The following is a 24,466-nucleotide window of genomic DNA, read 5'->3' as shown; positions in this document are numbered from 1 at the left end:
CGGGATGGGCTCATGCTTGCGCTTTTAAGCCTGAATCCCTGTCGGTACCTTGAAGTGAACACAATCCACGTTAGGAAATTATTAAGTGTTTAAGTGCCTGGGCTGCCTTTTGCGCACGAACGCAGCACCAGCTTCCTCGTTGCGATGGTGGTTTTGGCAATGCGGCATTCCCCCGTCCTGACTTCGTCTTTGCTGCTTGGCTTTGTTTCGTTGATTGGTGCGACATCGCTGCAAGCCAGCCCGGCGGCGGCACAGTCGACATTGTCCAAGTCGCGATCGACGCAATCTTCCGTGGATGGGTTGCGCTCTGCCGCCGTTGGCGGAAGCACCAGCGTCCCCTACGGTTGGATCGATTTCTGCCATCGCCGGCCAAAAGAGTGCAAGGTGCCCGCTCTGCCGGCCGCGAATGTTAAGCTGACCGCGCAGAATCTGCGCATCCTCAAGCGGATAAATCAGAAGGCGAACAGCTCCATCAAGCCCGTCAGCAATTTCGATCACTGGGGCACGATGGCGGACCACTGGGATTACCCCGTGGACGGCAAGGGCGACTGCAAGATCTACGCGCTCTACAAGCGCAAGCTTCTTTTGGAAGCGGGATTCCCCCGGCAGGCGCTGCTGATGACCGTGGTGCGCGACCTGGACAATGAAGGCCACACCATTCTGACGGTGAAAACCGACAAGGGCGATCTTGTCCTGGACAATCTGGTCAATGAGGTCAGGCCTTGGAACGCGACGGGCTATTACTTCCTGAAACGCCAGTCGCAGCAGAACCCAAACACGTGGGTGTCGATCAACCAACGGGGCGGCACGTCGAAACGACTGTCACCAAGCTCGTAGGAGTCGAAGCCTCCGGCTACCGTCGCCGCTTCGGCTTCTCCAGCAGCGCCACCGCCTCGACATGCGGCGACCACAGGAACTGGTCGATCGGCGTCACGCTTTTCAAGGTGTAACCGCCGTCGATGAGGATGCGCAGGTCGCGAGCCAGCGTCACCGGATTGCAGGACACCGCGGCAACATACGGCACATCCGAGCGGGCGATCTGCTTCGACTGGTCTTCGGCGCCCGCGCGCGGTGGGTCGAAGACCACACCGTCGAAGGCATTCAATTCCTTGAACGTCAGTGGCCGGCGGAACAGGTCGCGGCGCTCGCCCGTCACTCGCTTCAGGCCAGTGGCGAAGCGTGATCCCCGGTCGAGCGCCGAAAGGGCTGCCGCATCACCCTCCACCGCATGGACTTCCGATTTCATTGCCAGCCGCAAGGCAAAGCTGCCGCAACCGGCGAAAAGATCCGCCACCTTCTTTGCACGCTTCAGATGTCCGCCGACAATATCGGCCATCGCCTGTTCTGCAGCCTCGGTTGCCTGCAAGAAGGCGCCCGGCGGAATGGCAACGGCCACGCCGCCGAACGTGACCACCGGCTTTTTGGGTTCGATGACGATCTCGTCGTCGATTGAAAGCCGGGCAAATCCCTGGGCCATGACGAAGTTGGAGGCGACCCGACGCTGGTTCTCGCCCAACTTGCCTGACTCATAGACCGCGACATCGAGCCCCGAACCGGTCACGGTGACCGCCATGCGGAACGATTTGGTGGTGGCGCAGACCAATTCGGCGAGTGCCTTCAGGCGATCGAGCGCGGCGACGATCTCCGGCAGCGAGATCGGGCATTCCTCGATCGAGATGATCTCCGGCGACAAATGGCGATGGAAGCCGAGCAGCATGCCTGTATCGGTGCGCCGGGCGGCAAGCACGACACGTCGCCGCGTGTGCGGCGCGCAGGCGACCAGTTCGCCGATCGCGCAATCGATGCCTTTGCCCTTCAGGGTGTGCGCCACCTTTTCGCGTTTCCACTGGCGATAGGCTTCGGCTTCGAAATGCTGGAGCGCGCAACCGCCGCATTCGGTGAAATGGCGGCAGGCGGGATCGATGCGCAGCGGCGAGGCTTCCAGCACCGCCATCAGCATGGCGCGATCCCTTTCGCGCGCGGCGGTGACCGTTTCGCCGGGCAATGTAAAGGGAATGAACAGATCGCCTGTCTCGGTCTCGGCGATGCCGTCGCCCTGGGCGCCGAGTTTCCTGATGCTGAAGCGCGCGCTCATCGGTCCTTGATCCCACCGAGCAGGAATTCGCGATTGCCGTCGCCGCCCTCGATCGGCGACAAATGCAGCCCGAGCGAGCGCCAGCCGGGAACGGCGTCCAGCCAATCCTGCAGCAGGCCGGCGACACGGGAGGCGTCGTAGGGATCTTTCAACAGACCACCCTTGCCGATCGCCTCGCGACCAGCCTCGAATTGCGGCTTGACCAGAAACATGGCCTTGGCGCCAGCCTTCGCAAGGCCAAGCGCCGGTGGCATCGCCAGTTTCAGCGAAATGAAGCTGACATCGGACACGATGAAATCCGGAATATGACCGCCAAGATCGGCGGCTGTGAGATCGCGGGCGTTCAGACCCTCGATCACCGTTACACGCGGATCTCCTCCGACATCAGGGTGCAGCTGACCATGCCCCACATCGATCGCGGTGACATGAGCAGCGCCACGCTCCAGCAGAACCTGGGTGAAGCCGCCGGTCGAGGCGCCGACGTCGAGCGCCTCGCAGCCGGCAGGATCAAGGCCGAAATGGTCGAGCCCACCGATCAGCTTGAGTGCCGCGCGCGACACGTAGCCTTGCGCCGGATCATCGACGGCAATCAGGCATTGCGGCAAAACACTCTGGCCGGGCTTGCGGGCGAGGACACCGTCGACCGTCACCGTGCCGCGTTCGACCGCGTCGCGGGCACGCGAGCGGCTGACAAACAGCCCGCGCTGGACGAGCAGGTCGTCGAGCCGCTGGCGGGTGCTGGCTGGCAGAGGCGAATTCATCGGCCTTCATGGCGAAAGCCGACGACGATGGCAAGGGCGCCAACCGGGCATTGAGGGAGGCATTCGTTACCCACTCCAACCATCATCCCAGCAATATTGGGCTTTGAGACGATGGCGGTTAGTTCTGTCACGCTTCCATCCTTTGAAAATCCGTGCGCTACACTCGTTGAAACGGGTGGTTGCCGAAGCACGAGGCGTCGCCGTTTGCAGACCACTGTCCCGAATTCCAGAAATCTCATGGATCGTTAACCTATTTTCGTCGCATTTGCTTGAGGACTAAATGTTATGACTGCGACAGCCCGCAAAACAGGGTGAAGAGGCGTCAACCTTGGAAATGGCCAGCGATATCGTCTACAAGGTGCTTGACCGGATTTCCGGCGCCGGCCTGCTGGCGACCGGACTTCTGTTGCTGACCGCTTTGGTCAGCGCCCTCGTCGCCTATTGGCGCACGGTCGAGAAAAAGAGCTGGAAGGAATTCTTCGAGTTCGCGATCCCGCACGAGGTGATCACTCATCCCTCGGCAAGGGCCGATCTTTTGTTCTGGGTGACGAGGAAGGCCCTCATGCCATTCCTCATGCTGCCTGCCGGCATCGTCTTCGTCAGCGCCGTCGGCTATGCGACGAACTGGCTGCTCTCGACGCTCCTGGCGATCCAGCCGCCCCTGATCGAGGGCCCGGCAGGCCCGGTGACGGTGACGATCTTCACCATCACCATGCTGCTCGCCTACGACATTTCGTACTATCTCTATCACGTCGCCCAGCACCGCTATCCGGTGCTCTGGGAACTGCACAAGGTGCACCATTCGGCTGAGGTGATGGTCGGCATCACCAAGGATCGCGTCCACCCGCTCGACGAATTGATGAACCGCGCTTGGGACGGTGTCATTCCCGGCATCTGCTTTGGCATCTGGTTGCTGGTGTCGCTGAACCTCGTTGAACTGACGGTCTTCGGCGTCAACGTTTACATCATACGCAACATCCTGATGATGGATTTCGTCAGGCACACGCATTTCAAGATCTCGTTCGGGCCGCTGAACAACCTGATCCTGTGCCCGCACTGGCATCAGTTGCACCACAGCACTGACCCGCGCCACTACGACAAGAACTTCGGGCTGCTCTTCTCGTTCTGGGATCGGCTGTTCGGAACTCTATGCGTTCCCAGACCCGACGAGGACTTCAAATTCGGGTTGATCGAACGCAACGTGCGCGACTATCAGTCGCTCGCAGGGCTCTATATCATGCCGCTGAAGCGGATGTGGTGGCAGATCGCCAGACACTTCCGAACCGGCAAGCCCGAGCCACAGCAATCGTCGCAAAGGGCCAAGCCTTGAACGGGCCTGTCGTGTGCCGGCTGCCGCGAACGCACCGGATCGAAGTCGCAACTTCGGATGCACGCGTGGCAGAAATCGCGCCCGCCTGGGCGGCGCTCTGGCAACGCGCCGGCGGCCTCGTTTTCCAGCATCCGGACTGGATCTCGGCGTGGTGGCGCACGACGCCGCATCAGGATCGGCGTGGCCTCAGGATCGGGTTGGTCTGGAGCGACGAGCGGCTCGTGGCCGTCATTGCGCTCGCGACCTTCAGACGCTCGGGTATCCGCGTCCTGGAATGGGCGGCGAAGGACCACTGCGATTATGGCGATGTCCTGCTTGCCCCGGATTGCGACCCGCAGATCCTGCGGCAGCTCTGGCAACGCATCCTCGACGACGGCGGCTTCGACCTTGTCTATCTGAATCGTCTTTTGCCCGATGCCCGATTGCCGGCCCTGCTCGGTCCCGCCGCCCCAGGCCGCGGTACGATCTTGCAGCCAAATCACCGCAGCGAGGTCAGCTATCGTGTCGCTGGCGCCTGGCCAGGCGGCGCGCAATGGTTCGAAAGCCAATCGAAAAAAGCCCGGCAAAACTATCGCCGTGGCCGCAAATTCATGGAGGAAGGCGGCGCGCTGCGCTTCCGCCTGATGGAAGCGCACGAAGCCCGCGAGCCGGTGCTTGAGCGCGTCGCGGCGCTGAAGCGGCTATGGTTGGCAAAGCACGGCCGCGTTTCGGACCTCTTCGACGAAGGCTCCACCGCTCTGGCAGCACTGGTGTCCGTGCTGGCCGAGCTCGGATTGCTGCGCATCTTCGTGCTCGAACGCGAAAACGAGATCATCGCCATCTCGATCAATTTCGAGCAGCATGGAACGATGATGGCTTTCGTCACAACCTATGACCCGGCCTTCGAGCGTGCCTCGCCGGGCATGGTCCTGATGATGGATTACATCCAGTGGTCGCTTGACCGGGGCTTGACCACGGTCGACTTTCTCTGCGGTGGCGAAGATTTCAAGCGCCGCTTTGCGACGCATTCGGTGACCTTATCGTCGGTGATGGGTGGGCGAAGCCTGCCCGGACGCCTCGCCGCCTTGGCCGACCGCGCCCGCCATGCCACGAAATCCTGGCGCTCCGAGAAACCATCGAAACAAGCGGAGCTGGCGGAGGAGTAAGATTGCCATCGCCTGCATGACGGCGAGCACAATGAAAAGGTCGGGCGCAAACCGATCCGATCATACCCTCTTAAGTTGCCTTAGGCCTACTGGCCTCTAATCTAGAAAATGGTTCGCGAAACTTGGCGCTCGACGGCCGGGGACAACCCGTCGTCACGATCCCCAGAAGCTTGCTCACGTGGAGGCTCGGTCGCAACCGCAGGCGCGGAGACAGGGTCCGGCAGGACCACCAATTGCGGCACCTGTTTGTAGGAAAAACCGCCGCGGATGTCGCCCATCTTGCCGGCGACGATGCCCACCGCCGCCTTTTCGAGGCTGCGATCATAGCGCGTTTCGGCGACGGCCGGCGCGACGAGGACGGCGCAAAGCGCTACGCCGCACAGAAGCGTTTTCATTGTTGTTGTCTCCCTGCCTGGCCAATGATCTAGCAGGGCGCCGTTGAAAAACGGCCAAGAGACACGGTAAGCGAAAAGCCAAACGTCAGCGTAAACAATGCCTTAAGATCGTTGGCCGGCAAACTGATTCAAGTCTTTGAGACTTTGATTCAGGCGCGCTGGGCGCGGGTGCTGTGCCCGAGCGCGACGAAGACCGTGCGCACGATGCCGGCTGCGTCGAGCCCGGCATCGGCATACATCTTCTCGGGCTTGGCGTGGTCGGTGAACGCGTCGGGCAACACCAGCGGGCGCACCTTCAGGCCGCTTTCCAGCAGGCCTTCATGGGCGAGGAACTGCAGCACATGGCTGGCAAAGCCGCCGACGGCGCCCTCTTCCACTGTTACCAGAACCTCATGCGAGCGGGCCAGCCGCCGGATCAGATCTTCGTCGAGCGGCTTGGCGAAACGGGCATCGGCGACCGTGGTGGAGAGCCCCGCAGCGCCAAGCTCCTCAGCGGCGATCAGACAATCCTGCAGCCGCGTGCCGAAGGACAGCAATGCGACCTTGGTGCCCTCCTTGACGATGCGGCCCTTGCCGATTTCGAGCACCGAGCCGCGCTCCGGCATGTCGACGCCGACACCATTGCCGCGCGGATAGCGGAAGGCGATCGGACCATCATCATAGCTCGCCGCGGTGCGCACCATGTGGCGCAGCTCCGCTTCATCCGCCGCCGCCATGACGACGAAGCCCGGCAGCGTCGCCAGGAAAGTGGTGTCGAAGGCGCCGCAATGGGTCGCGCCATCAGCGCCGACGAAGCCGGCGCGGTCGATGGGAAAGCGCACCGGCAATTTCTGAATGGCGACGTCGTGGACGACCTGATCGTAGGCACGCTGCAGGAAGGTCGAATAGATCGCCGCGAACGGCTTGTAGCCTTCGGTGGCAAGACCGGCGGCAAAGGTCACCGCGTGCTGTTCGGCGATGCCTACATCGAAGATCCGCGACGGAAACGCTTCGCCGAACAGGTCGAGACCGGTGCCGCTCGGCATGGCGGCGGTGACGGCGACGATGCGATCGTCCTCACGGCCCTCCTGGACCAGGCTTTCGGCGAACACCCTGGTGTAGGCAGGCGCATTGGCCGGCGCCTTGGCCTGCGCGCCGGTGATGACGTCGAACTTGTTGACGCCGTGATATTTGTCGGCAGCGGCCTCCGCCGGCGCGTAGCCCTTGCCCTTCTGGGTGACGACATGGATCAGCACCGGGCCTTCGCCATTGTCGCGGACATTTTTCAGGACCGGGATCAGATGCTCGAGATTGTGACCGTCGATCGGGCCGATGTGGTAGAAACCGAGCTCCTCGAACAGCGTGCCGCCGGTGACGTAGCCGCGAGCATGCTCGACCGCCCTTGTAATCGCACGATCAGCCCGCTTGCCGAGATAGGACGTCAGTTTCTTGCCGAAATCGCGCAGGCCGATATAGGCCTTGCCCGAGGCCAGACGCGCCAGATAGGCGCTCATCGCGCCGGTCGGCGGCGCGATCGACATGTCGTTGTCGTTGAGGATGACGATCAGCCGCGCATCGAGCGCGCCGGCATTGTTCATCGCCTCATAGGCCATGCCGGCAGACATGGCGCCGTCGCCGATGACGGCGATGACATTGTTGCGGCCGCCGGAGAGGTCGCGAGCTGCGGCCATGCCGAGGCCAGCCGAGATCGATGTCGAGGAGTGGGCGGCGCCGAAGGGATCGTACTCGCTCTCGGCGCGGCGGGTGAAGCCGGACAGGCCGCCTTCCTGGCGCAGTGTGCGGATGCGGTCGCGGCGGCCGGTCAGGATCTTGTGCGGATAGGCCTGGTGGCCGACATCCCAGATCAGCCGGTCATCGGGGGTGTTGAAGACATAGTGCAGTGCCACCGTCAGCTCGACCACGCCGAGGCCGGCGCCAAGGTGGCCGCCGGTGCGGGAAACAGCATCGATCAGCTCTGTGCGAAGCTCGGATACGAGTTGCGGCAGCTCGCTTTCGGCAAGCGTGCGCAGGTCGGCCGGGATGCGGACCTTGTCGAGAAGCGGCGTATGCGGCGTTGCGTTCACGGTGCTCAGGCTTTCGGTTGATGGGCGAAATAGGCCGCCGGCCGGCGAAAGTAAATGCGTGTCAGTGACGCGGTCGTGAGCCTGTCTGTTTGTTGGGCATGATCTCTGGATAAACGGAAACCGTTTGTCCGGGAAAACCGGTTCCCACTTTTCGGGATCATGCCCTAGCTCTCAGGCAGCGGGATAAACTCTTCCTCATCGCCGGGAACGATATCGAAGCGGCCCGTCTTCCATTCCTGCTTGGCCTGTTCGATGCGTTCCTTGGACGACGAGACGAAATTCCACCAGATGTAACGCTGCGAGCCGAGCGAGGCGCCGCCAAACAGCATGAAATGCGCGCCGGTGTCCGACGACACGACGATCTCGTCGCCTGGCCGAAACACCAGCAGCCGTTCCGCCGGAAAGACGTCACCTGATATCGAGACCTCGCCTTCCAGCGTGTAGATGGCTCGTTCTTCCGCATCGGCCGGGATTTTCACACTGGCGCCGGGCACCAGGCGCAGGTCGGCATAGAGCGTCTCGGAGTCGGCCCGCACCGGGGACCGCAATCCCTGGAAATCACCAATGACGATGCGCCCGCTGACGCCCTCGGCGTCGATCTCGGGAAGCCTGAGCGCTGCGGTGTTCTCGAAAACCGGCGCCACTTCTTCCTTGCCGTCCGGCAGCGCCAGCCATGTCTGCAGGCCGGAGATCGACATCGGCGCGCCGCGCAATTCTTCGGGGGTGCGCTCCGAATGAACGATGCCACGGCCGGCGGTCATCAAATTCACGTCGCCGGGCTGGATGACCATTTCGGTGCCGAGTGAATCGCGATGCCTGATCTTGCCGTCGAACAGATAGGTGACCGTCGACAGGCCTATATGCGGATGCGGACGGACATCGAGCGCCTGGCCGGCGCGCAGGATCGCCGGGCCCATGCGGTCGAAGAAGATGAAAGGCCCGACCAGCCGCCTCTTGGCGGTCGGCAGAGCGCGGCGCACCTGGAAACCACCAATATCCTTGGCGTTGGGGATGACCATCAATTCGATCTGGTCGCTGGCGAAGGCATCGCCGGCCTGTGGGTCGTTTCCGGGGAAGAAGCTCACGAGATGATCTCCTTGTCAGCGGACAATGCCCGCTTGGCCGCGTCAGGCAAAGCGGATCGCCGCCTTTGCCCGCAGTTTGGCTGCCACCTCTTCGCGATTGCGAGGATGCTGATGGGTTTCCAAGGAATCGAGCAGTTCGCGCGCCGAGGCGGCAATGGCCTCGACCGCGTGGTCGAAGGCATGCTGGTTCTGCTTCGAGGGCCGCGTCGTTCCGCTCAATTTGCGGACAAATTGAAGTGCGGCGTCGCGGACTTCGTCGTTGGTTGCGGGCGGGTCAAAATTGAACAGGGTCTTGATGTTTCTGCACATCGCTTCCGTATCTCCTCTTGTCCTGGAGCGCTTTCAATCGGGACGAACCCTATCCTCAGTCATGATCGTGTCCAAAAGTCGGTGAGACGGCTGCGGCCTCAGTCCGCGTCAAGCGGCTCCGTTCCAACCGGCTTGCCGTCGCGCGACAGCCTGATCTTCTCGACCTTGTCTTCAGCTGCCTTCAGCAGCCGGTCGCAATGTGCCTTCAGCGCCTCGCCGCGCTCATAGATCCTGATCGACTGGTCGAGCGGCACGTCGCCACGCTCCAGATCATCGACGATCTTCTCCAGCGCGTCGAGTGCCTGTTCGAAGCTCATCGCCTTGACGTCTTCGTTGGTCTCACCAGCCATCATTCATCCTTTCATCAGTCGCCCGACATGGGCGGCGACCGAAAATGCCAATCCTTGCAGATCGTAGCCACCCTCGAGCAGGCTGACGAGCCGGTTGCCGCTGTGGCGCGCCGCACGCTGCATCAGCTGGCCGGTCGCCCAGTCGAAATCGTCCTCGGTCAGGTTGATCTCGGCCAGCGGATCGCGATGGTGTGCGTCGAACCCGGCCGAGATGATGATCAGGTCGGGCGCGAAATTATCGAGCGCCGGCAGCACGCGCGAAAGGAAGGCATCGCGAAAGACCTCGCTGCCAGTCTGCGGCGCCAGCGGCGCATTGACGATGTTGCCGGTGCCGGTTTCGCTTTTTGCTCCGGTGCCGGGATAAAGCGGCATCTGATGCGTCGAGCAATAGAGCACCGTTGGATCGTCCCAGAAAATATCCTGCGTGCCGTTGCCGTGATGCACGTCCCAGTCGACGACGGCAACGCGCTCTACACCGTGTTTCTTCTGCGCGTAACGTGCCGCGATCGCTGCGGTGTTGAACAGGCAGAAGCCCATCGCCGTGGTCTTTTCGGCATGGTGGCCGGGCGGCCGGGCGGCGACGAAGACATTGTCGGCGCGACCTGTGAAGACATCGTCGACGGCAGCGTTGGCGGCACCGATCGCGGTGATCGCCGCCTGCCAGCTCTTCGGGCTGGCGGTGGTGTCGGCGTCAATGCGCGCGATCCCCTCGTCGGGAATGGCGGCGCGGACGCGGGCGATAAAATCGGCGGGATGCGCATAGAGGATGGTGGCCTCGTCGCCTTCCGGCGCCTGGACGCGATCGAGCCCGACAAACGCCTCGTCATCGAGCACGCGCTCGATGGCGCGCAAGCGGTCCGGCCGCTCGGGATGGCCGGGCGGCGTGAGGTGCTCAAGGAAGATCGGATGGGTGTAGAGACGAGTGGTCATCGTCCTAATCTAGTGACCCGGATCGACAAAGGCCATGCGCGGGCGGCCGATGGCTGGGGAAAATCACGCCTGCGTCCATTCGTGTCGCTGCGGGCATTGGCGTCCTCAGCGCTTCGGCGTAAGGTCACTGCCACTGCCTGGTGCCCGCCGCAAGCGGGAGAATCGGGAACACGGTTGAATTCCGTGGCGTGCCCAACGCTGTAAGGGGGACCGCGCCGGTAAATGCCACTGTCGATGACGGGAAGGCACCGGACGCGGGTTGATCCCGAGCCAGAAGACCGGCCTGGCAGGCATCGTCATCCGCATGGTCAGGCGGCTGGCAGTGATTGCAATCGCAAGGGGACAAGCGATGCCGGAACAAATGACTGCTCCTGTCGGCGACGGATTTGACCAGAACGCGCGCGATGCGGTCTATCGCGCCATGTTCACACGGCGTGACGTGCGCAGCCATTTCCTGCCCACCGCGCTCGACGATGAGGTGCTGGCGCGGCTGCTGCTTGCCGCTCATCACGCGCCGTCGGTCGGCTTCATGCAGCCTTGGAACTTCATCGTCATTCGCGACGCCGGGCGGCGGGAAAAGGTGCGCGACCTGTTCCTGGCAGCACGCGAACAGGAACTGCCGGCGATCGAGGAAGAGCGGCGGGCGCTCTACCGCAAGCTCAAGCTGGAAGGCATCTGCGAAAGCGCGCTCAACATCTGTATCACCTGCGACCGGCAGCGTTCGAAGGGTTCGCCGCTGGGACGCTGGCACAATCCGGAGATGGACCTCTACAGCACCGTCTGCGCGGTGCAGAATTTCTGGCTGGCGGCGCGTGCCGAAGGCGTCGGTGTCGGCTGGGTCAGCATCATCGAGGCGCAGGCGCTGAAAGGCCTGCTGTCGATTCCCGAGCATGTGACGCCGGTCGCCTATCTCTGCGTCGGCCGTGTTTCCGAGTTCGCGCATAAACCAGACCTCGAAACGCATGGCTGGGGACGGCGGCTGCCGCTGCCCGAGCTGATCATGAGCGAGATTTTTTGCGGCCAGGGTGAGGTGCCGCTGAAGTCAACCGTGGCGCGTCTCAACGCCGTCGATGCCGCTCCGGATCAGCGTGTCGCGCCGGCTGTACCCCAGCGCGAGCCGCCGAAGGAGGCCAGCGCCTTGTCCTTGAGCTCCCTGAACTTCGACGACGCCTCGGCCAGCCGGGCGTCCCAAGCCGGATCAGGCACCTGGCCCTCTATGATCTTGAAATAGACCTGCATCAGGCAAGCGATGGCGAAAGGCTCGATGAACGCCGCCTTGAAGGCCCAAGCGAAGACGATGGCGAGCACGAAGGCCCAGCCTGCGAGTTGCCCAGGCATCAGGAAAAGAATGGCGCCGGCGGGCGCCAGCATCAGCAGGAAGATGACGAAGGACACGCCCCACATGATGACCGCCAGCCAGATGGCGTTCTTGACCATGACCTTGCCGTTCTGGGCATAGAGCACCACGCCTTGGCGCGCCGTCTCGAACGGCGAGGCTGAATTGATGCGGATGTTGTAGCCGAGGATGATCTCGTCGACATAGGTCAGCGACAGGCGGATCACCGTGTTGATGAAGGAGACCAGGCCGCTCAGGCCCGGAATCGGCAAGAAGGCGGCGATGCCGCCGAGCAGGCCGGTGATGGCGCGGATGGCGCCCTTGACCAGCTGGTCGACGACGAAAAGGATATTGGCCTCGGCAAAGCGCTGGGTCACGATGTCCTTGGCGTAGGCGATCTGGTCCTGGCCGCCGGGAATGTCACGGCCGTCGATCAGATGGACCATGACGGCGATGTGGCCGGCCTTGACGACATAGAGGATATATTCGCGGATCCAGTAGACGGCGATCGAGACGATGCCGAAACCGACCACCCCGCCCCACAAGGCAAAGGACAGCGGCCCGTCGGGATCGGTGGAGATATGGCCGACGCCATAGCCGACGGAGGCGCCGGTGCCGGTCGCCATGATGTAGGCCAGCGTGATGCCGAAATAGACGATCATGCGAAAGACAATGAACGGCCAGGTCCGCATCATGATGGACACCGACCTGCCGATATCGAAATCCCACATGCGCCCCGAATCTCCGCTCAGAGATGGTGGCAAAGGATGAACTCAACCCGGCGATTGTCAATTGCCGGCCGTGGGTCACCGCTGGGACATCAGTTCGGTTGCGGACCCGGCCTCTTGAGCAGGCCTTCGAGCAGTTGCTTGAACGCCGTCACCACCTTCTTCGACGTCGCTTCGGGGTCGTTCGAATTGGCGATCCGTTGCGCCGCCTGACTGCTCGCACCGTTGATCAGCCGCGAGGCAGTCTCGGGATCGAGGCCGGAGACGACAACCCCCTCCTCCTGCAGCGTCGTCAGATGGCCGGCCATTGACGCGATGCACGCATTGGCATTCGGCCATTGTGCGGGATCCCCCAGCACGGCCGGACCATCCCGGAACATGATGCGCTGGATTTCCGGCTCCAGCGCCATCTCGATATAGGTTGTGCATTCGTCGACGAAATGCTGCCAGCGGGTCGGGGCCCTCGCCGCCACTTCGTTCACGCGCGCCGCCATCTCGCCGTCGATTTCTGCGATGACTGCCTGCAGCAATCCCTTCTTGTCGCCAAAATGATGATAGAGCGCGCCGCGCGTCAGCCCGGCCGATGCGGTGAAATCATCCATCGAGGCTTCGGCATAGCCGATCGTACCGAAAGCATGGCGGGCGGCCGCGATCAGCTTGGCGCGCGTCTCGGCAATCATCTCCTTGCGGGGTTTGTGCATGGCTTCTGGACCCATTCACATACGTTACGTATGCCAATTGACATACGCGGCGTATGCTCTATTTAACAATCATACGCTCCGTATGTAATTGTCGAATCGTCCTTTGTCGAGGAACCACCCATGCAAAATCCCTATTCGGAAATCTTTCGCGCCCCCGGAGCCAAGGGCTTTGCAGCCGCCGGCTTCATGGCGCGCCTGCCGATCGCCATGGCGCCGATCGGCATCGTGGCGATGCTGTCGCAGACGCGCGGCGAATACTGGCTGGCGGGTGCCGTCTCCGCGACATACGCGCTGGCCAACGCCTTCGTTGCGCCGCAGATATCGAGGCTGGTGGATCGCCTGGGCCAGACACGGATCGTGGTGCCCACCACCATCATCTCCGTACTGGCTTTCGCAGTCCTGATTGCGGCGGCCAATCAGGACTGGCCGGTATGGACGTTGTTCGTGTCGGCGTTGCTGGCCGCCGCCATGCCCAGCATGCCGGCAATGGTGCGCGCGCGCTGGACCGAGATTTTCCGCGGGCGGCCGCAGATGAACACCGCTTTCGCCTTCGAGTCGGCTGCGGACGAGCTGGTCTATATTGCCGGTGCGTCGCTTTCGGTGGGTCTGAGTGCCGCCCTGTTCCCGGAAGCCGGTGTTCTGGTGAGCACGCTGTTCCTTGCCATTGGTTCGATAGCTTTCATCCTGCAGCGCTCGACCGAGCCGCAAGTGCGGCCGGTGGACCATGGCTCAAGCGGCTCGGCAATCCGCCTGCGGCCGGTACAGATCATCACCTTCGCCCTGATTTTCATCGGCGCGACCTTCGCGACCACGGAAGTGAGCACGGTGGCGATCACCAAGGAGCTTGGCCAGCCGGGCGCCGCCAGCCTTGTCATCGGCGTTTATGCGCTGGGATCGTTCGTGCTGGGCCTCGTCGTCGGCGCGCTTAGCCTGAAAGCGCCACTGCAACGCCAGTTGGCCATCGCAGTCGCCCTCGTCGCGCTCGGCACGCTGCTGCCGCTCACCGCCGACACCGTGCCACTGCTGGCGCTGACCGTGTTCATCAGCGGCGTGGCGATCTCGCCGACCTTCATCACCGCCTTCGGCCTGATCGAGCGGCACGTGCCGGAGGCGATGCTGACCGAAGGCATCACCTGGGTCATGACCGGCATCGGCATCGGCATGGCGCTCGGCTCGTTTGCCGCCGGTGCGGTGGTGGATGCGTTCGGCGCCCAGAGCGGGTTCTGGGTCTCGGTGGCTTCAGGCACCATCGCCCTGGCCACAGTGTTGCTTGGCCAGCGCAGCCTTGCCACGCACGAATGCGAACTGGATGGATGCGAAGCAGCAATCCCGGCCGAGTGATAGCCAGGGTATGTTGAGGCCCAGGTCAGGCTGGCCTTACCTGAATATCGACATACCCTATAGAATCTCGGTCTTGGCGATATGGATGCCAAAACCTTCCAGGCCGACATAGTGGCGTTCGCGCGAGGCGATCAGATTGATCGAGGAGATGCCGAGATCCTTGAGGATCTGCGCGCCGAGCCCGATCTCGCGCCACTCGTTTTCGCGGCGGCGGGCCTCTTCGTGATCCTCGCGGTCGCCGCTCGCCGGCCGTTTGCGCTCCTGATGGGCGACGCCGACGGAGCCTTCTCTGAGATAGACGATGACGCCGCGCCTGCGCTCGCCCATCGACTTCATGATGCCGTCGAGCCGGTGGCTGGTGCCAAAGACATCGGTCACCACATCCTCGGAATGCAGACGCACCGGCACGTCCTCGCCGTCGCGAATGTCGCCGAAGACGATGGCGACGTGATGCATGGAGTCCCAGGGCAGCGTGTAGGTGAAGACCTGCGCCTTGCCGCCGAGCGTGTCGATTTCGGAGCAGGCGACGCGCTCGACCAGCGTTTCCTTGCGTTGCCGGTAGGCGATGAGGTCGGCCACAGAAACCTGCTTCAGGCCATGCTCTTCGGCGAAAGCCTGCACCTGCGGACCGCGCTTGACCGTGCCGTCGTCGTTGACCAGCTCGGAAATGACGCCGACCGGCGGCAGGCCGGCGAGCTTGCACAGATCGACCGCGGCCTCGGTATGGCCAGAGCGCATCAGCACGCCGCCCTCGCGCGCAATCAGCGGGAAGATGTGGCCAGGCCGGACGAAATCCGAACCGCCGACATTGCCGTTGGCAAGATTGCGAACGGTCAGCGTACGGTCCTCGGCCGAAATGCCGGTGGTGGTGCCATGCTTGAAATCGACGCTAACGGTGAAGGCGGTGGTATGCGCGGAGTCGTTGTCGGCGACCATCGGCGCAAGGTTCAGCCGCTTGGCCTCCTCGCGCGGCATCGGCGTGCAGACGATGCCGGAGGTGTGGCGAACGATGAACGCCATCTTTTCGGGCGTGCAGTGGACGGCAGCGACGATCAGGTCGCCCTCGTTCTCGCGCCCGTCATCATCCATGACGACGACGATCTCACCGCGTTCGAAAGCGCGCAGGGCTTCAACGATTTTCTTCTGGTCGTAAGGCATGAACGCTCGCTTCGCTCGCAGGGCAGTAGGGGAATAGGGCAGTAAGGCAGTAGGGAAAAGGAAGATTTGGCTGTTTCGGCGGACGGCGTAACATACCGCCTTACTGCCTTACTGCCCTACTCCCTTTCCTGTTTGCCCCCTATGACGCAGATAGTGATCAGCAATCGCGCAGGCAACCATCGCTTCGCCGATCGGCACGGCGCGGATGCCGACGCATGGGTCGTGGCGGCCCTTGGTCATGATCTCGACGTCCTTGCCGTCCTTGTCGATCGACTTTCGCGGCGTCAGGATCGACGAGGTCGGCTTGACGGCGAAACGGGCGACGATTGCCTGGCCGGTCGAGATGCCGCCCAGGATGCCGCCGGCATTGTTGGACAGGAACACCGGCTTGCCGTCATTGCCCATGCGCATCTCGTCGGCATTCTGCTCGCCGGTGATGCGGGCGGCCTCGAAGCCGTTGCCGATCTCGACGCCCTTGACGGCATTGATCGACATCAGGCCCGACGCGATGTCCTGGTCGAGCTTGGCATATATCGGTGCGCCGAGACCGGCCGGAACACCGTCGGCGACGATTTCGATCACCGCACCGACCGAGGATCCCGCCTTGCGGATGCCGTCGAGATACTGCGTGAAGACGGGAACGGAAGCCGGATCGGGGGTGAAGAACGGATTTTCCGCGTCGCCGATGAAATTCCAGTTCCAGTTGGCGCGGTCGATGGATTTTTCGCCCATCGACACCAGCGCGCCGCGCACCACAACGCCGGGCACCACCTTGCGCGCCAGGGCACCGGCTGCCACTCTAGCTGCCGTCTCGCGAGCCGAGGAGCGGCCGCCGCCGCGATAATCGCGGACGCCGTATTTGACGTCATAGGTGTAATCGGCATGGCCGGGCCGGTATTGGCGGGCGATCTCGCCATAATCCTTCGAGCGCTGGTCGACATTCTCGATCAGCATCGACACCGGCGTGCCGGTGGTGATCATCGTCTCGCCATCCTCATCGAGGATAAAACCGGACAGGATCTTGACCTCGTCAGGTTCGCGACGCTGCGTCACGAAACGTGACTGTCCCGGCCGGCGCTTGTCGAGCTCGGCCTGGATGTCTCGCTGAGTAAAGCGGATGCCGGGCGGACAGCCGTCGACCACGCAGCCAAGCGACGGGCCATGGCTTTCGCCCCAGGTGGTGACGCGGAAAAGGTGGCCGAACGTGTTGTGAGACATGAAATGACCCTGCCCGGCAGCGGAGCCGGCTCAAGGTTGCCTTCTATTGGCGTTTTTCACAGGGGTCAAACTGTGATCTGGCGGATTTAGTTTTGACACATTCGGTTGGTTTCTGCTCTGCTCCATCCGCCGTTGAACGCCCGCCGCCATGCCGGTGCAATGATAAAGAGGAACGATTATGCGTACCCTGATTGGCGCCGTTGCCGCCACACTGCTGCTTTCCACCGCCGCTTTCGCCGGCCAGACCGAAGGCCTGATCAAGAAGATCGACAAGGACACGGCGACGCTGACGCTGGATGACGGCAAGTCCTACAAGCTGAACGCCGAGACCGATCTCGACGCGCTGAAGCCGGGCATGGACATCGTCATCGCCTACGATGTGACCAATGGCGAAAACGTCGTCACCGACATGGAACTGCCGGACAGCTCAGCCAATTAGAGCTTCCAACCTCAATTGAATGCAGTGTTTGCCGTTCAGTTTTCGCTGAGCGGCACTGACCAATGGTCTTTACGGTCTAAAGCCACTCCAGACTTTTGCCGTCAAGCTTGAGCAGGCGATCCTGCGGGATTTCCAGGTTCGCTGCCTCGTCCTCAGCCAATCCCAGAACGAAGCGAAACAAGGTGCGCATGACGCCGCCATGGGTCACGCAGATGGTCTGGCGTTCGATCGCGTCGAAGCATGGCCTCACCCGTTCGAGCAGCATCTGGTAACTCTCCGCGCCTTCACCAGGCGGCTGAAAGTTCCATTTGTCTAGCGCTCGCGTCCTGCTCGCTCCGGGATACCGTGTCTCGAGTTCGGGGAAGGTAAATCCCTGCCAATCGCCGAAATTGACTTCAACGAGGCGCGGATCGGTTCGATAGGCACCCGGATCGAGCTTCATGGCGACGCGAATGCGCTGCATCGTTTCGCGCGTCCGTTTCATCGGGCTGGCGACGAAGTCGAATTCCCAGGGATTGTGGACCAGCTCGGCCAGCCGAAGCCCGTTTCCGGACGCCTGTTCGCGGCCGAGAGCGTTGAGATCGGTGTCGGCCTGCCCCTGAAGCCGGAATTCGGCGTTCCACGCGGTCTGGCCGTGGCGCGCGATATAAACCAGCGGGTACATCAGGTCTTCCGGTGCGGGATCGGGACGGACGACGGTTGGCGGGGTGCTAGTCCTTGACCGTCGAAATATCAGGCGCATCGACCGCCTTCATGCCGACGACGTGGTAGCCCGAATCGACGTGATGCACTTCGCCGGTGACGCCGCGCGACAGGTCGGACAGGAAATAGACGCCCGAATCGCCGACTTCCTCCTGCGTCACCGTCTGCTTCAGCGGCGAATTGTACTCGTTCCACTTCAGGATGTAGCGGAAATCGCCGATGCCGGAAGCGGCCAGCGTCTTGATCGGGCCAGCCGAGATGGCGTTGACGCGGATCTTCTTGGCGCCGAGGTCGACCGCCAGATAGCGCACGCTGGCCTCGAGCGCCGCCTTGGCGACACCCATGACGTTGTAGTGCGGCATCACCTTTTCGGCGCCGTAATAGGTCAGCGTTAGCAACGAGCCGCCATTGGTCATCAGCGCCTCGGCGCGCTTGGCAATGGTGGTGAAGGAATAGACCGAAATGTCCATGGTGCGCAGGAAATTGTCGCGCGTCGTCTCGACATAACGGCCGGTCAGCTCGTCCTTGTCGGAGAAGGCAATGGCGTGGACGAGGAAATCAAGCTTGCCCCAGTGGCTGGCGACATTGGCGAAAACCTCGTCCAGGCTCGCCGGGTCGGTGACGTCGCAATGGCCGGCAACAAAGGCGCCCAGTTCCGCCGCCAGCGGCTCGACGCGCTTCTTGAACGCCTCGCCCTGATAGGTCAGCGCGATCTCGGCACCATGGTCGACGCACGACTTGGCGATGCCATAGGCGATCGATCTGTTGTTGGCGACGCCAAGAATAAGGCCGCGCTTGCCGGCCATCAGGCCCTGTCCACCCGCCATGTGAGCGCTCTCCGCAAGATTTCTGCTTTGTGGAGTGCCCTATCGCACAGGCACAGAGCCCCTTCAAGCACTCAAACCGGACAGTTCGGGGGACAAAAGCCGTCGATCAGTCTTTTTGGCCGCGCAACGCCGCTTCGAGCGCGCTATCGCCACCCTCCGGCAGCATGATCCGCACATGGGCGTAGAGATCACCGTGGCCGCCGGCCTTTTCCGGCAGGCCCCTGCCCTTCAGCCGCAGCACCTTGTCCGAGCTCGACCAGGCTGGAATGTTGACCGCAAGCCTGCCGGTAGGCGTATCGACCGGCACCTTGGCGCCGAGCACCGCATCCGCCAGCGCCACCGGCAGATCGGCGTGCAGGTCGCGGCCCTCGATGCGGTAGCGCGGATGCCGGCGCAGATGTATCTTGACCAGCGCGTCACCCGGCTGGCCCGGCCCTTGCTCGCCCTGGCCCTTCAGCCGGATGGTCTGGCCATCCTCGACATAGGCCGGCAGCTTGACCGCCACCTTGCGGCCGTCGGGGAACATCGCCGTGACTTTTTCAGCGGTCGCCGCTTCCTCGATGGTAACGTCGAGGGTCACGTTCAGATCGGCTGATGTCGCCGGCTGGCGGCGATCGGCCGTGCCTGCACCACGCGCGCCGGAAAAGGCGTCGCCGAAAATCTGGCTGAAAATGTCACTGTTGCCGTCGAACGGATCGCCGCCCGGGCGGCCGGAGCGGAATTCGAATCGCGAACCGCCCGGACCCTGCTGCCGGCGGAACCCGCCGAAGGGATCGCCGCCACCGGCTGCGCCCTCAAAGCCCTGGAATCGCGGCTTGCCGTCGGCGTCGATCTCGCCGCGATCGAAAGCGGCACGATTCTTCTCGTCGCCGACGATCTCATAGGCCTGGTTGGCCGCGGAAAAACGGTCCTTCGCCTTGGGATCATTCGGATTCTGATCCGGATGATGCTTCTTGGCGAGTTTCCGGTACGCCGATTTTATGTCCTTGGCCGATGCGTTCTTGGCAACGCCCAGCACCTCATAGGGGTCGCGCATGCTTACTGCCCTGGAGAAGAGTTGAGTCTCTGGTTGCCTCCTATATGCGCTCGCATAGGAAGAAATTCCAGTGCTGGAGCAGCATATCAAAGGCGGAAAATCAGCGCCTGATCCGAAAGTCGGCGGCTGAGGATTGGTGAGGGATTTTTGTCGAGCCGCAAGAAGCCGATCGCAGCCGGGATATCGGCAAGATTGGCGACGTATCGGGCGGCGAAAGGACCCGCCGAGCCGACCCGATCGACTTTCGGATCAGGCTCAGAGCGCCTTGAAGTCCTGCATGCGCCAGCCGCCGGCGCTGGCTAGGCACAGCTCGCCTTCGAACATGGCAACGCCATCAAAGCTTTCGCGCGAGGCCTTGAAGCGACGGCATGTCTGGCCGTTGTCCTTCAATTCCGCCAGCCCGGTGATGGAGCCGCGTGACCCCGTACCGGCATTGGCCCACGGCACGGCCTGTCCGCCGAGTTGCTCGATGTCGGCCGAGGACACGGCGTTGCCGATCGTCGTCTGGTCGGAGTCGCGATCCGAACTGGCCGGTGTCGCCGAGACCGATGTGCTGCTGGTCAGGATCGAGCGGTCGACTTCGGCCTTTTCCAGGCTGAAGCCACCGGCGCCGCAGGCGGCAAGCGGCAAGGCGACTGCCACGATCACGGCTTTCGTGCTGGCCGAAGCGATAACGCCCCATTGCCTGCTGTCAAAAGCTTGCGCGATACGCGACAATCGGCAACCTCCCCTGCTCCCGTGACAATTTGAGAAAAACTATGAGTGACACAGAGTTAACAAGCAGTGACTTTACCGAGGCAGCCGAGCCGTTTCGTCTCTTTGCCGCATGGCTGGACGACGCCACGAAAAGCGAGCCGAACGACCCCAACGGCGTGGCGCTGGCGACCGTCGATGCCGACGGCATGCCGGATGTGCGTATGGTGTTGCTCAAGGGCTTCGATGAAGGCGGGTTTGTCTTCTACACGAATTTCGAGAGCGCCAAGGGCCAGGAGATTCTTGGCAGCATGAAGGCGGCGATGTGCTTCCATTGGAAATCGCTGCGCCGGCAAGTGCGCATTCGCGGCCCGGTGGAGATCGTCAGCGACGCCGAAGCCGATGCCTACTATGCGACGCGGCCGCGCGGCAGCCGCATCGGCGCCTGGGCCTCGAAACAGTCGCGCCCGCTGGAAAGCCGCTTTGCGCTGGAAAAGGCGGTGGCCGAATACACCGCACGCCACGCGATCGGCGAGATCCCGCGGCCAAAGCACTGGTCGGGCTTCCGCATCGTGCCGCAGACGATCGAATTCTGGCACGACAGGCCGTTCCGGCTGCATGACCGTGTCGTCTTTTCCCGCGATGCGAAAGGCGGCTGGGACAAGACGAGGCTTTATCCCTGAAGGAAAGGCTCAGGCCTTTTTTCTCGTCATGAACGCCGTGAGTGCTGCGCGCGCCTCATCGGATTTCAGCCGCTCACGGAAATGCTCGCTTTCCTCGCCGATGCGGGCGACGAGGTCGTCGCGCGAGCCGCGCATCAGGTCGCGGGCGATCTTCAGCGCTTGCGGCGGCTTGGCCGCGATCTGGCCGGCCGCCGCCAAGACCGAGGCTTCAAGCGCTGCTTCCTCGACCACCTCGTAGATCAAGCCGGCAGCCTTCGCGCGCTCGGCCGCTAAGCCCTCGCCGAGACCGAGCAGCGCGAAAGCAGCTTGCTGTCCCAGGATCCGCGGCGCCAGAAGGCTCGATCCCGCCTCGGGCACCAGGCCGAGATCGACGAACGGCGTCCTGAAGACGGTGCGCTGTGTGGCGAAAGTCAGGTCGCAATGCAGGTTGAGCGTCGTGCCGATGCCGACCGCGATGCCATCGACGCCGGACACGATGGGTTTTTCGACCCTGGCCAGCGCCATCAGGAAATCCCAGACCTCGGTGCCGCCATCGCCGCCGGTGGCGACGATCATGAAATCGGCAAGGTCGTTGCCGGAGGAGAAGGCGCCGGGCACGCCAAGGAACACATGGACGCGGATCGCAGGATCGGCGTCGCCCTCGGCAAGAGCAGCCGACATTTTCGCATACATGGCGCGCGTCAGCGCGTTCTTCTTGTCCGGCCGGTTCATACGGATGATCTGGATGGCGCCCTGGCGCTCGACGAGGATGTGGTCTGTCACGGTCTTTTCCTTGTGAACGTCAGGCGGAAATCAGCGTTTTGCCGGCAACGGCAAGACTCTCGGCGCCATCGACAACGCGCTCCTTCAAGGCATTGACCTCGCCGAGCAGGTTTTCGGCGAAGAAGCGGCAAAGCGCGATGCGGTTGTGATCGGCAAGCGCGCCCTGCGCCAGATAGGCGCCGCCGGCGGCAAGCGAGATCAGCCTGAGATAGGGCGTCGCACCCGCCAGCGCCTCGTCTGGCCGGCCGTCGGCCGCCAGTTTCTGCAGGAAACGGGTCGCTTGCGTCAGATCGCCAAACACTGCGTCGAGAGCATCGGCAGTACGGCCGAAACCCTCGAGATTCGATGTCCGTACGGCATTGGCGACCACAGCAAGTTCGGCGATATAGCCATGCACATGGTCGCCGCCGCCGAGCGGCAGCTTGCGCATCACCAGATCGACCGCCTGGATGCCGTTGGTGCCTTCGTAGATCGGCGCGATGCGCGCGTCGCGATAGAAGGCGGCCGCGCCCGTCTCTTCGATAAAGCCCATGCCGCCATGCACCTGGACCCCGAGCGAAGCAACGTCGACACCGACGTCGGTCGAGAAAGCCTTGGCCAGCGGCGTCAGCAGATTGGCACGGTCGCGCCAGTGCGCCGCCTCATCGCCGTCCGAGACGCGCGCCAGGTCGATGGCGTGGGCACAAGAATAGCTGATCGCCCGCGCGATCTGCGTCAGCGCCTTCATGGTCAGGAGATTGCGCTGCACGTCGGGGTGATGGACGATGGGCGCCATGCCGGCACCAGCGTAGCTTGCCGCCTTGCCTTGCCGGCGCTCATTGGCATAGGCGATTGCCTTCTGCGTCGCGGCCTCGGCGACCGCGACCCCCTGCATGCCGACACAAAGCCGCGCATTGTTCATCATCGTGAACATGCAGGCGAGGCCCTTGTTCTCCTCGCCGATCAGCCAGCCGATGGCGCCCGGCTTGGCGCCCTGGAAACCATCGCCATAGATCATGGTGCAGGTCGGCGAGGCATGGATGCCGAGCTTGTGCTCGAGGCCGGAACAGAAGACGTCGTTGCGCGCCCCCAGCGAGCCATCGTCGCCGACCAGGAATTTTGGCACCAGGAACAGCGAGATGCCGCGCGTGCCGGCCGGTGCATCGGGCAGCCGCGCCAGAACCAGATGGATGATGTTGTCGGTAAAATCGTGCTCGCCATAGGTGATGAAGATTTTCTGGCCGAAGATGCGGTAGCTGCCGTCACCGGCCGGCTCGGCGCGGGCGCGCAAGGCGGCGAGGTCCGAACCGGCCTGCGGCTCGGTCAGGTTCATCGTGCCCATCCATTCGCCCGACACGAGCTTTTCGAGATATTTCGCCTTGAGGTTTTCGGAGGCGTGTTTGTCGAGCGCTTCGACCGCGCCCATGGTCAGCGTCGGGCCGATGCCGAAGGCCATGGCGGCGGAGTTCCACATTTCGAGCGCGGCAACGCCAAGCATGGTCGGCAGGGCCTGGCCGCCATAGGCTTCAGGCCCGGACAGCGCGTTCCAGCCGCCGTCGATCCAGCGGCGATAGAGTTCCTTCCAGCCGAGCGGTGTGGTGACGGCGGCGTCCTTCAGCACGGCGCCTTGCTGATCGCCGATCTTGTAGAGCGGTGCGACCTCTTCGGTGGCGAAGCGGCCGGCCTCGCCCAGAACGGCATCGACCAGATCCTCACCTAGATCGCCGAACCTGCCGGCATCAAGCGCCGACTTCATGCCGGCCACGTGCTTGAGCGTGAACGCGATATCCTCGACCGGTGCCCGATACATGCCGCTCACTCCTCCTGATGCATCGGCCCCGCCGAATCTAGAGCCAGCGCCACTGCAAAACCATCCGCCCTTTGGGCGATCTCCCATCTTCTTTTTACGTAAACGTCAAATTTTGTCACGCGGATTTTGCAATCGCGGCGGCGCGTATTAAATTCAATCGACGCCGGATCTAATCAACCGGCGACAGATCAGAACCAGCAGACCGGAACCCCTGCCATGCTCGCCAGACCCGACGCCTATCGCTGCATCGAATGCGGCCTGCCCTATCGAGCGGAGGGGTTCTGCTACCATGAGGGCAGACTGGAACACGGTGCTGCCTATTGGTCGGATCGCGGCATATTGTGCTCGCCGCAATGCTCTCTCGCCCATCACCGCAAACGCGCCGCCGAAGGCACGCTGCGGCAAGAGCCAGCGCCCGACCCGTTTGGATTCTAGCCGCTGATGCGACGCCAGCTTTCCTGACGCCGGCCCCCGAAAGCAAATCCTTAACCATAGCGGTTCAGCATCTACCCTTGATCAACGGGGATTCCCTGTTTGAAAAGGACGGCGCGGCTCCTTCGCCGCACAGCGCTTCTCGCACTCGCGGCGAC

25 protein-coding genes, 1 pseudogene and 1 riboswitch are annotated in these 24,466 nt (G+C 62.9%); of the genes and pseudogenes, 8 read left to right on the top strand and 18 right to left on the bottom strand.

Features of this window, described 5'->3' with window-relative positions:
* Window positions 1–159 precede the first annotated feature (159 nt).
* Window positions 160–837 (top strand): transglutaminase-like cysteine peptidase, encoded by a 678-nt coding sequence (locus tag C8D77_RS10860; protein WP_170136735.1) that lies wholly within the window; start codon window positions 160–162, stop codon window positions 835–837.
* Window positions 838–853: 16 nt separating this feature from the next.
* Here C8D77_RS10860 and C8D77_RS10855 read toward each other — a convergent pair whose 3' ends face one another.
* Together C8D77_RS10855 and C8D77_RS10850 are read right to left on the bottom strand one after the other, a co-directional pair.
* Window positions 854–2,095, bottom strand: a complete 1,242-nt coding sequence (locus C8D77_RS10855) for a class I SAM-dependent RNA methyltransferase (RefSeq protein ID WP_109662244.1) — start codon at window positions 2,093–2,095, stop codon at window positions 854–856.
* Window positions 2,092–2,856 carry a TlyA family RNA methyltransferase gene (locus C8D77_RS10850; protein WP_109662241.1) on the bottom strand — a complete coding sequence of 255 codons (765 nt, stop codon included), beginning with the start codon at window positions 2,854–2,856 and terminating at the stop codon, window positions 2,092–2,094. Before C8D77_RS10850 ends, C8D77_RS10855 begins: the two co-directional genes overlap by 4 nt.
* Before the next feature lie 334 nt (window positions 2,857–3,190).
* Between C8D77_RS10850 and C8D77_RS10845 the strand changes: the two genes are divergently transcribed.
* On the top strand, window positions 3,191–4,186 hold the full coding sequence (locus C8D77_RS10845) for a sterol desaturase family protein (protein WP_170136721.1): 996 nt from the start codon (window positions 3,191–3,193) through the stop codon (window positions 4,184–4,186).
* A complete protein-coding gene (locus tag C8D77_RS10840) occupies window positions 4,183–5,331 on the top strand; it encodes a GNAT family N-acetyltransferase (protein WP_109662236.1) in 1,149 nt (382 codons plus the stop codon). Before C8D77_RS10845 ends, C8D77_RS10840 begins: the two co-directional genes overlap by 4 nt.
* 101 nt (window positions 5,332–5,432) lie before the next feature.
* On the opposite strand, the gene C8D77_RS10835 is transcribed toward C8D77_RS10840, so the two are convergent.
* The 6 genes from C8D77_RS10835 to C8D77_RS10810 form a co-directional block, all read right to left on the bottom strand.
* The gene (locus C8D77_RS10835) at window positions 5,433–5,726 is read right to left on the bottom strand and encodes a hypothetical protein (RefSeq protein ID WP_109662233.1); all 294 of its coding nucleotides are present in this window, start codon (window positions 5,724–5,726) and stop codon (window positions 5,433–5,435) included.
* A 149-nt stretch (window positions 5,727–5,875) separates the two neighbouring features.
* Window positions 5,876–7,789, bottom strand: a complete 1,914-nt coding sequence (dxs, locus tag C8D77_RS10830; protein ID WP_109662231.1) for a 1-deoxy-D-xylulose-5-phosphate synthase — start codon at window positions 7,787–7,789, stop codon at window positions 5,876–5,878.
* A gap of 164 nt (window positions 7,790–7,953) precedes the next feature.
* Window positions 7,954–8,874 (bottom strand): pirin family protein, encoded by a 921-nt coding sequence (locus C8D77_RS10825; protein WP_109662229.1) that lies wholly within the window; start codon window positions 8,872–8,874, stop codon window positions 7,954–7,956.
* A 42-nt stretch (window positions 8,875–8,916) separates the two neighbouring features.
* Window positions 8,917–9,183: a DUF2277 domain-containing protein gene (locus tag C8D77_RS10820; RefSeq protein ID WP_027035955.1), complete on the bottom strand. Its 267-nt coding sequence runs from the start codon at window positions 9,181–9,183 to the stop codon at window positions 8,917–8,919.
* Between the two features lie 98 nt (window positions 9,184–9,281).
* The gene (locus C8D77_RS10815; RefSeq protein WP_013532792.1) at window positions 9,282–9,533 is read right to left on the bottom strand and encodes an exodeoxyribonuclease VII small subunit; all 252 of its coding nucleotides are present in this window, start codon (window positions 9,531–9,533) and stop codon (window positions 9,282–9,284) included.
* A gap of 3 nt (window positions 9,534–9,536) precedes the next feature.
* Window positions 9,537–10,463 (bottom strand): histone deacetylase family protein, encoded by a 927-nt coding sequence (locus C8D77_RS10810; protein ID WP_109662226.1) that lies wholly within the window; start codon window positions 10,461–10,463, stop codon window positions 9,537–9,539.
* Window positions 10,464–10,584: 121 nt separating this feature from the next.
* A riboswitch (cobalamin riboswitch) is annotated at window positions 10,585–10,764 on the top strand.
* Window positions 10,765–10,767: 3 nt separating this feature from the next.
* On the opposite strand from C8D77_RS10810, the pseudogene bluB reads away from it, so the two are divergent.
* Window positions 10,768–11,442 (top strand): annotated as a pseudogene (gene bluB / locus C8D77_RS38295) (5,6-dimethylbenzimidazole synthase); the annotation flags it as partial.
* 104 nt (window positions 11,443–11,546) lie between these two features.
* On the opposite strand, the gene C8D77_RS10800 reads toward bluB, so the two are convergent.
* Both C8D77_RS10800 and C8D77_RS10795 read right to left on the bottom strand, forming a co-directional pair.
* Window positions 11,547–12,530: a hypothetical protein gene (locus C8D77_RS10800; protein WP_245951736.1), complete on the bottom strand. Its 984-nt coding sequence runs from the start codon at window positions 12,528–12,530 to the stop codon at window positions 11,547–11,549.
* Between the two features lie 89 nt (window positions 12,531–12,619).
* Complete coding sequence (locus C8D77_RS10795; protein ID WP_109662224.1) at window positions 12,620–13,228, bottom strand: TetR/AcrR family transcriptional regulator; 609 nt, start codon at window positions 13,226–13,228, stop codon at window positions 12,620–12,622.
* Between the two features lie 120 nt (window positions 13,229–13,348).
* Between C8D77_RS10795 and C8D77_RS10790 the strand changes: the two genes are divergently transcribed.
* Window positions 13,349–14,569, top strand: a complete 1,221-nt coding sequence (locus tag C8D77_RS10790; RefSeq protein ID WP_109662222.1) for an MFS transporter — start codon at window positions 13,349–13,351, stop codon at window positions 14,567–14,569.
* Window positions 14,570–14,626: 57 nt separating this feature from the next.
* On the opposite strand, the gene ribB is transcribed toward C8D77_RS10790, so the two are convergent.
* Entirely contained in the window at window positions 14,627–15,727 is a 1,101-nt protein-coding gene (gene ribB, locus C8D77_RS10785; RefSeq protein ID WP_109662220.1) for a 3,4-dihydroxy-2-butanone-4-phosphate synthase, read from the bottom strand.
* Between the two features lie 108 nt (window positions 15,728–15,835).
* Complete coding sequence (gene aroC / locus C8D77_RS10780; RefSeq protein WP_109662217.1) at window positions 15,836–16,945, bottom strand: chorismate synthase; 1,110 nt, start codon at window positions 16,943–16,945, stop codon at window positions 15,836–15,838.
* A gap of 178 nt (window positions 16,946–17,123) precedes the next feature.
* On the opposite strand from aroC, the gene C8D77_RS10775 reads away from it, so the two are divergent.
* Window positions 17,124–17,384, top strand: a complete 261-nt coding sequence (locus C8D77_RS10775) for a DUF1344 domain-containing protein (protein WP_109662215.1) — start codon at window positions 17,124–17,126, stop codon at window positions 17,382–17,384.
* 76 nt (window positions 17,385–17,460) lie between these two features.
* Here C8D77_RS10775 and C8D77_RS10770 read toward each other — a convergent pair whose 3' ends face one another.
* The 4 genes from C8D77_RS10770 to C8D77_RS10755 all read right to left on the bottom strand — a co-directional run bounded on the left by C8D77_RS10770 (window position 17,461) and on the right by C8D77_RS10755 (window position 20,666).
* The gene (locus tag C8D77_RS10770) at window positions 17,461–18,048 is read right to left on the bottom strand and encodes a histidine phosphatase family protein (RefSeq protein ID WP_109662213.1); all 588 of its coding nucleotides are present in this window, start codon (window positions 18,046–18,048) and stop codon (window positions 17,461–17,463) included.
* Window positions 18,049–18,094: 46 nt separating this feature from the next.
* Window positions 18,095–18,913, bottom strand: coding sequence for an enoyl-ACP reductase FabI (fabI, locus tag C8D77_RS10765; RefSeq protein ID WP_109662211.1), 819 nt, complete (start codon window positions 18,911–18,913; stop codon window positions 18,095–18,097).
* Between the two features lie 106 nt (window positions 18,914–19,019).
* Entirely contained in the window at window positions 19,020–19,949 is a 930-nt protein-coding gene (locus tag C8D77_RS10760) for a DnaJ C-terminal domain-containing protein (protein WP_109662209.1), read from the bottom strand.
* Between the two features lie 255 nt (window positions 19,950–20,204).
* A complete protein-coding gene (locus C8D77_RS10755) occupies window positions 20,205–20,666 on the bottom strand; it encodes an RT0821/Lpp0805 family surface protein (RefSeq protein ID WP_109662207.1) in 462 nt (153 codons plus the stop codon).
* Window positions 20,667–20,707: 41 nt separating this feature from the next.
* Here C8D77_RS10755 and pdxH point away from each other — a divergent pair, with 41 nt between their 5' ends.
* On the top strand, window positions 20,708–21,325 hold the full coding sequence (pdxH, locus tag C8D77_RS10750; RefSeq protein WP_109662205.1) for a pyridoxamine 5'-phosphate oxidase: 618 nt from the start codon (window positions 20,708–20,710) through the stop codon (window positions 21,323–21,325).
* A gap of 9 nt (window positions 21,326–21,334) precedes the next feature.
* Here the strand turns inward: pdxH and C8D77_RS10745 are convergent, their stop codons facing one another.
* A complete protein-coding gene (locus tag C8D77_RS10745; RefSeq protein ID WP_109662202.1) occupies window positions 21,335–22,087 on the bottom strand; it encodes a crotonase/enoyl-CoA hydratase family protein in 753 nt (250 codons plus the stop codon).
* A gap of 19 nt (window positions 22,088–22,106) precedes the next feature.
* Window positions 22,107–23,876: an acyl-CoA dehydrogenase family protein gene (locus tag C8D77_RS10740; protein ID WP_109662199.1), complete on the bottom strand. Its 1,770-nt coding sequence runs from the start codon at window positions 23,874–23,876 to the stop codon at window positions 22,107–22,109.
* A gap of 216 nt (window positions 23,877–24,092) precedes the next feature.
* Here C8D77_RS10740 and C8D77_RS10735 point away from each other — a divergent pair, with 216 nt between their 5' ends.
* Entirely contained in the window at window positions 24,093–24,311 is a 219-nt protein-coding gene (locus C8D77_RS10735) for a hypothetical protein (protein WP_109662197.1), read from the top strand.
* Window positions 24,312–24,466 lie beyond the last annotated feature (155 nt).

Source organism: Mesorhizobium loti, assembly GCF_003148495.1.
GTDB classification, from domain to species: domain Bacteria; phylum Pseudomonadota; class Alphaproteobacteria; order Rhizobiales; family Rhizobiaceae; genus Mesorhizobium; species Mesorhizobium loti.
Note: the sequence above shows the minus strand (reverse complement) of the source record. Positions and strands in the feature narration are given on the sequence as shown.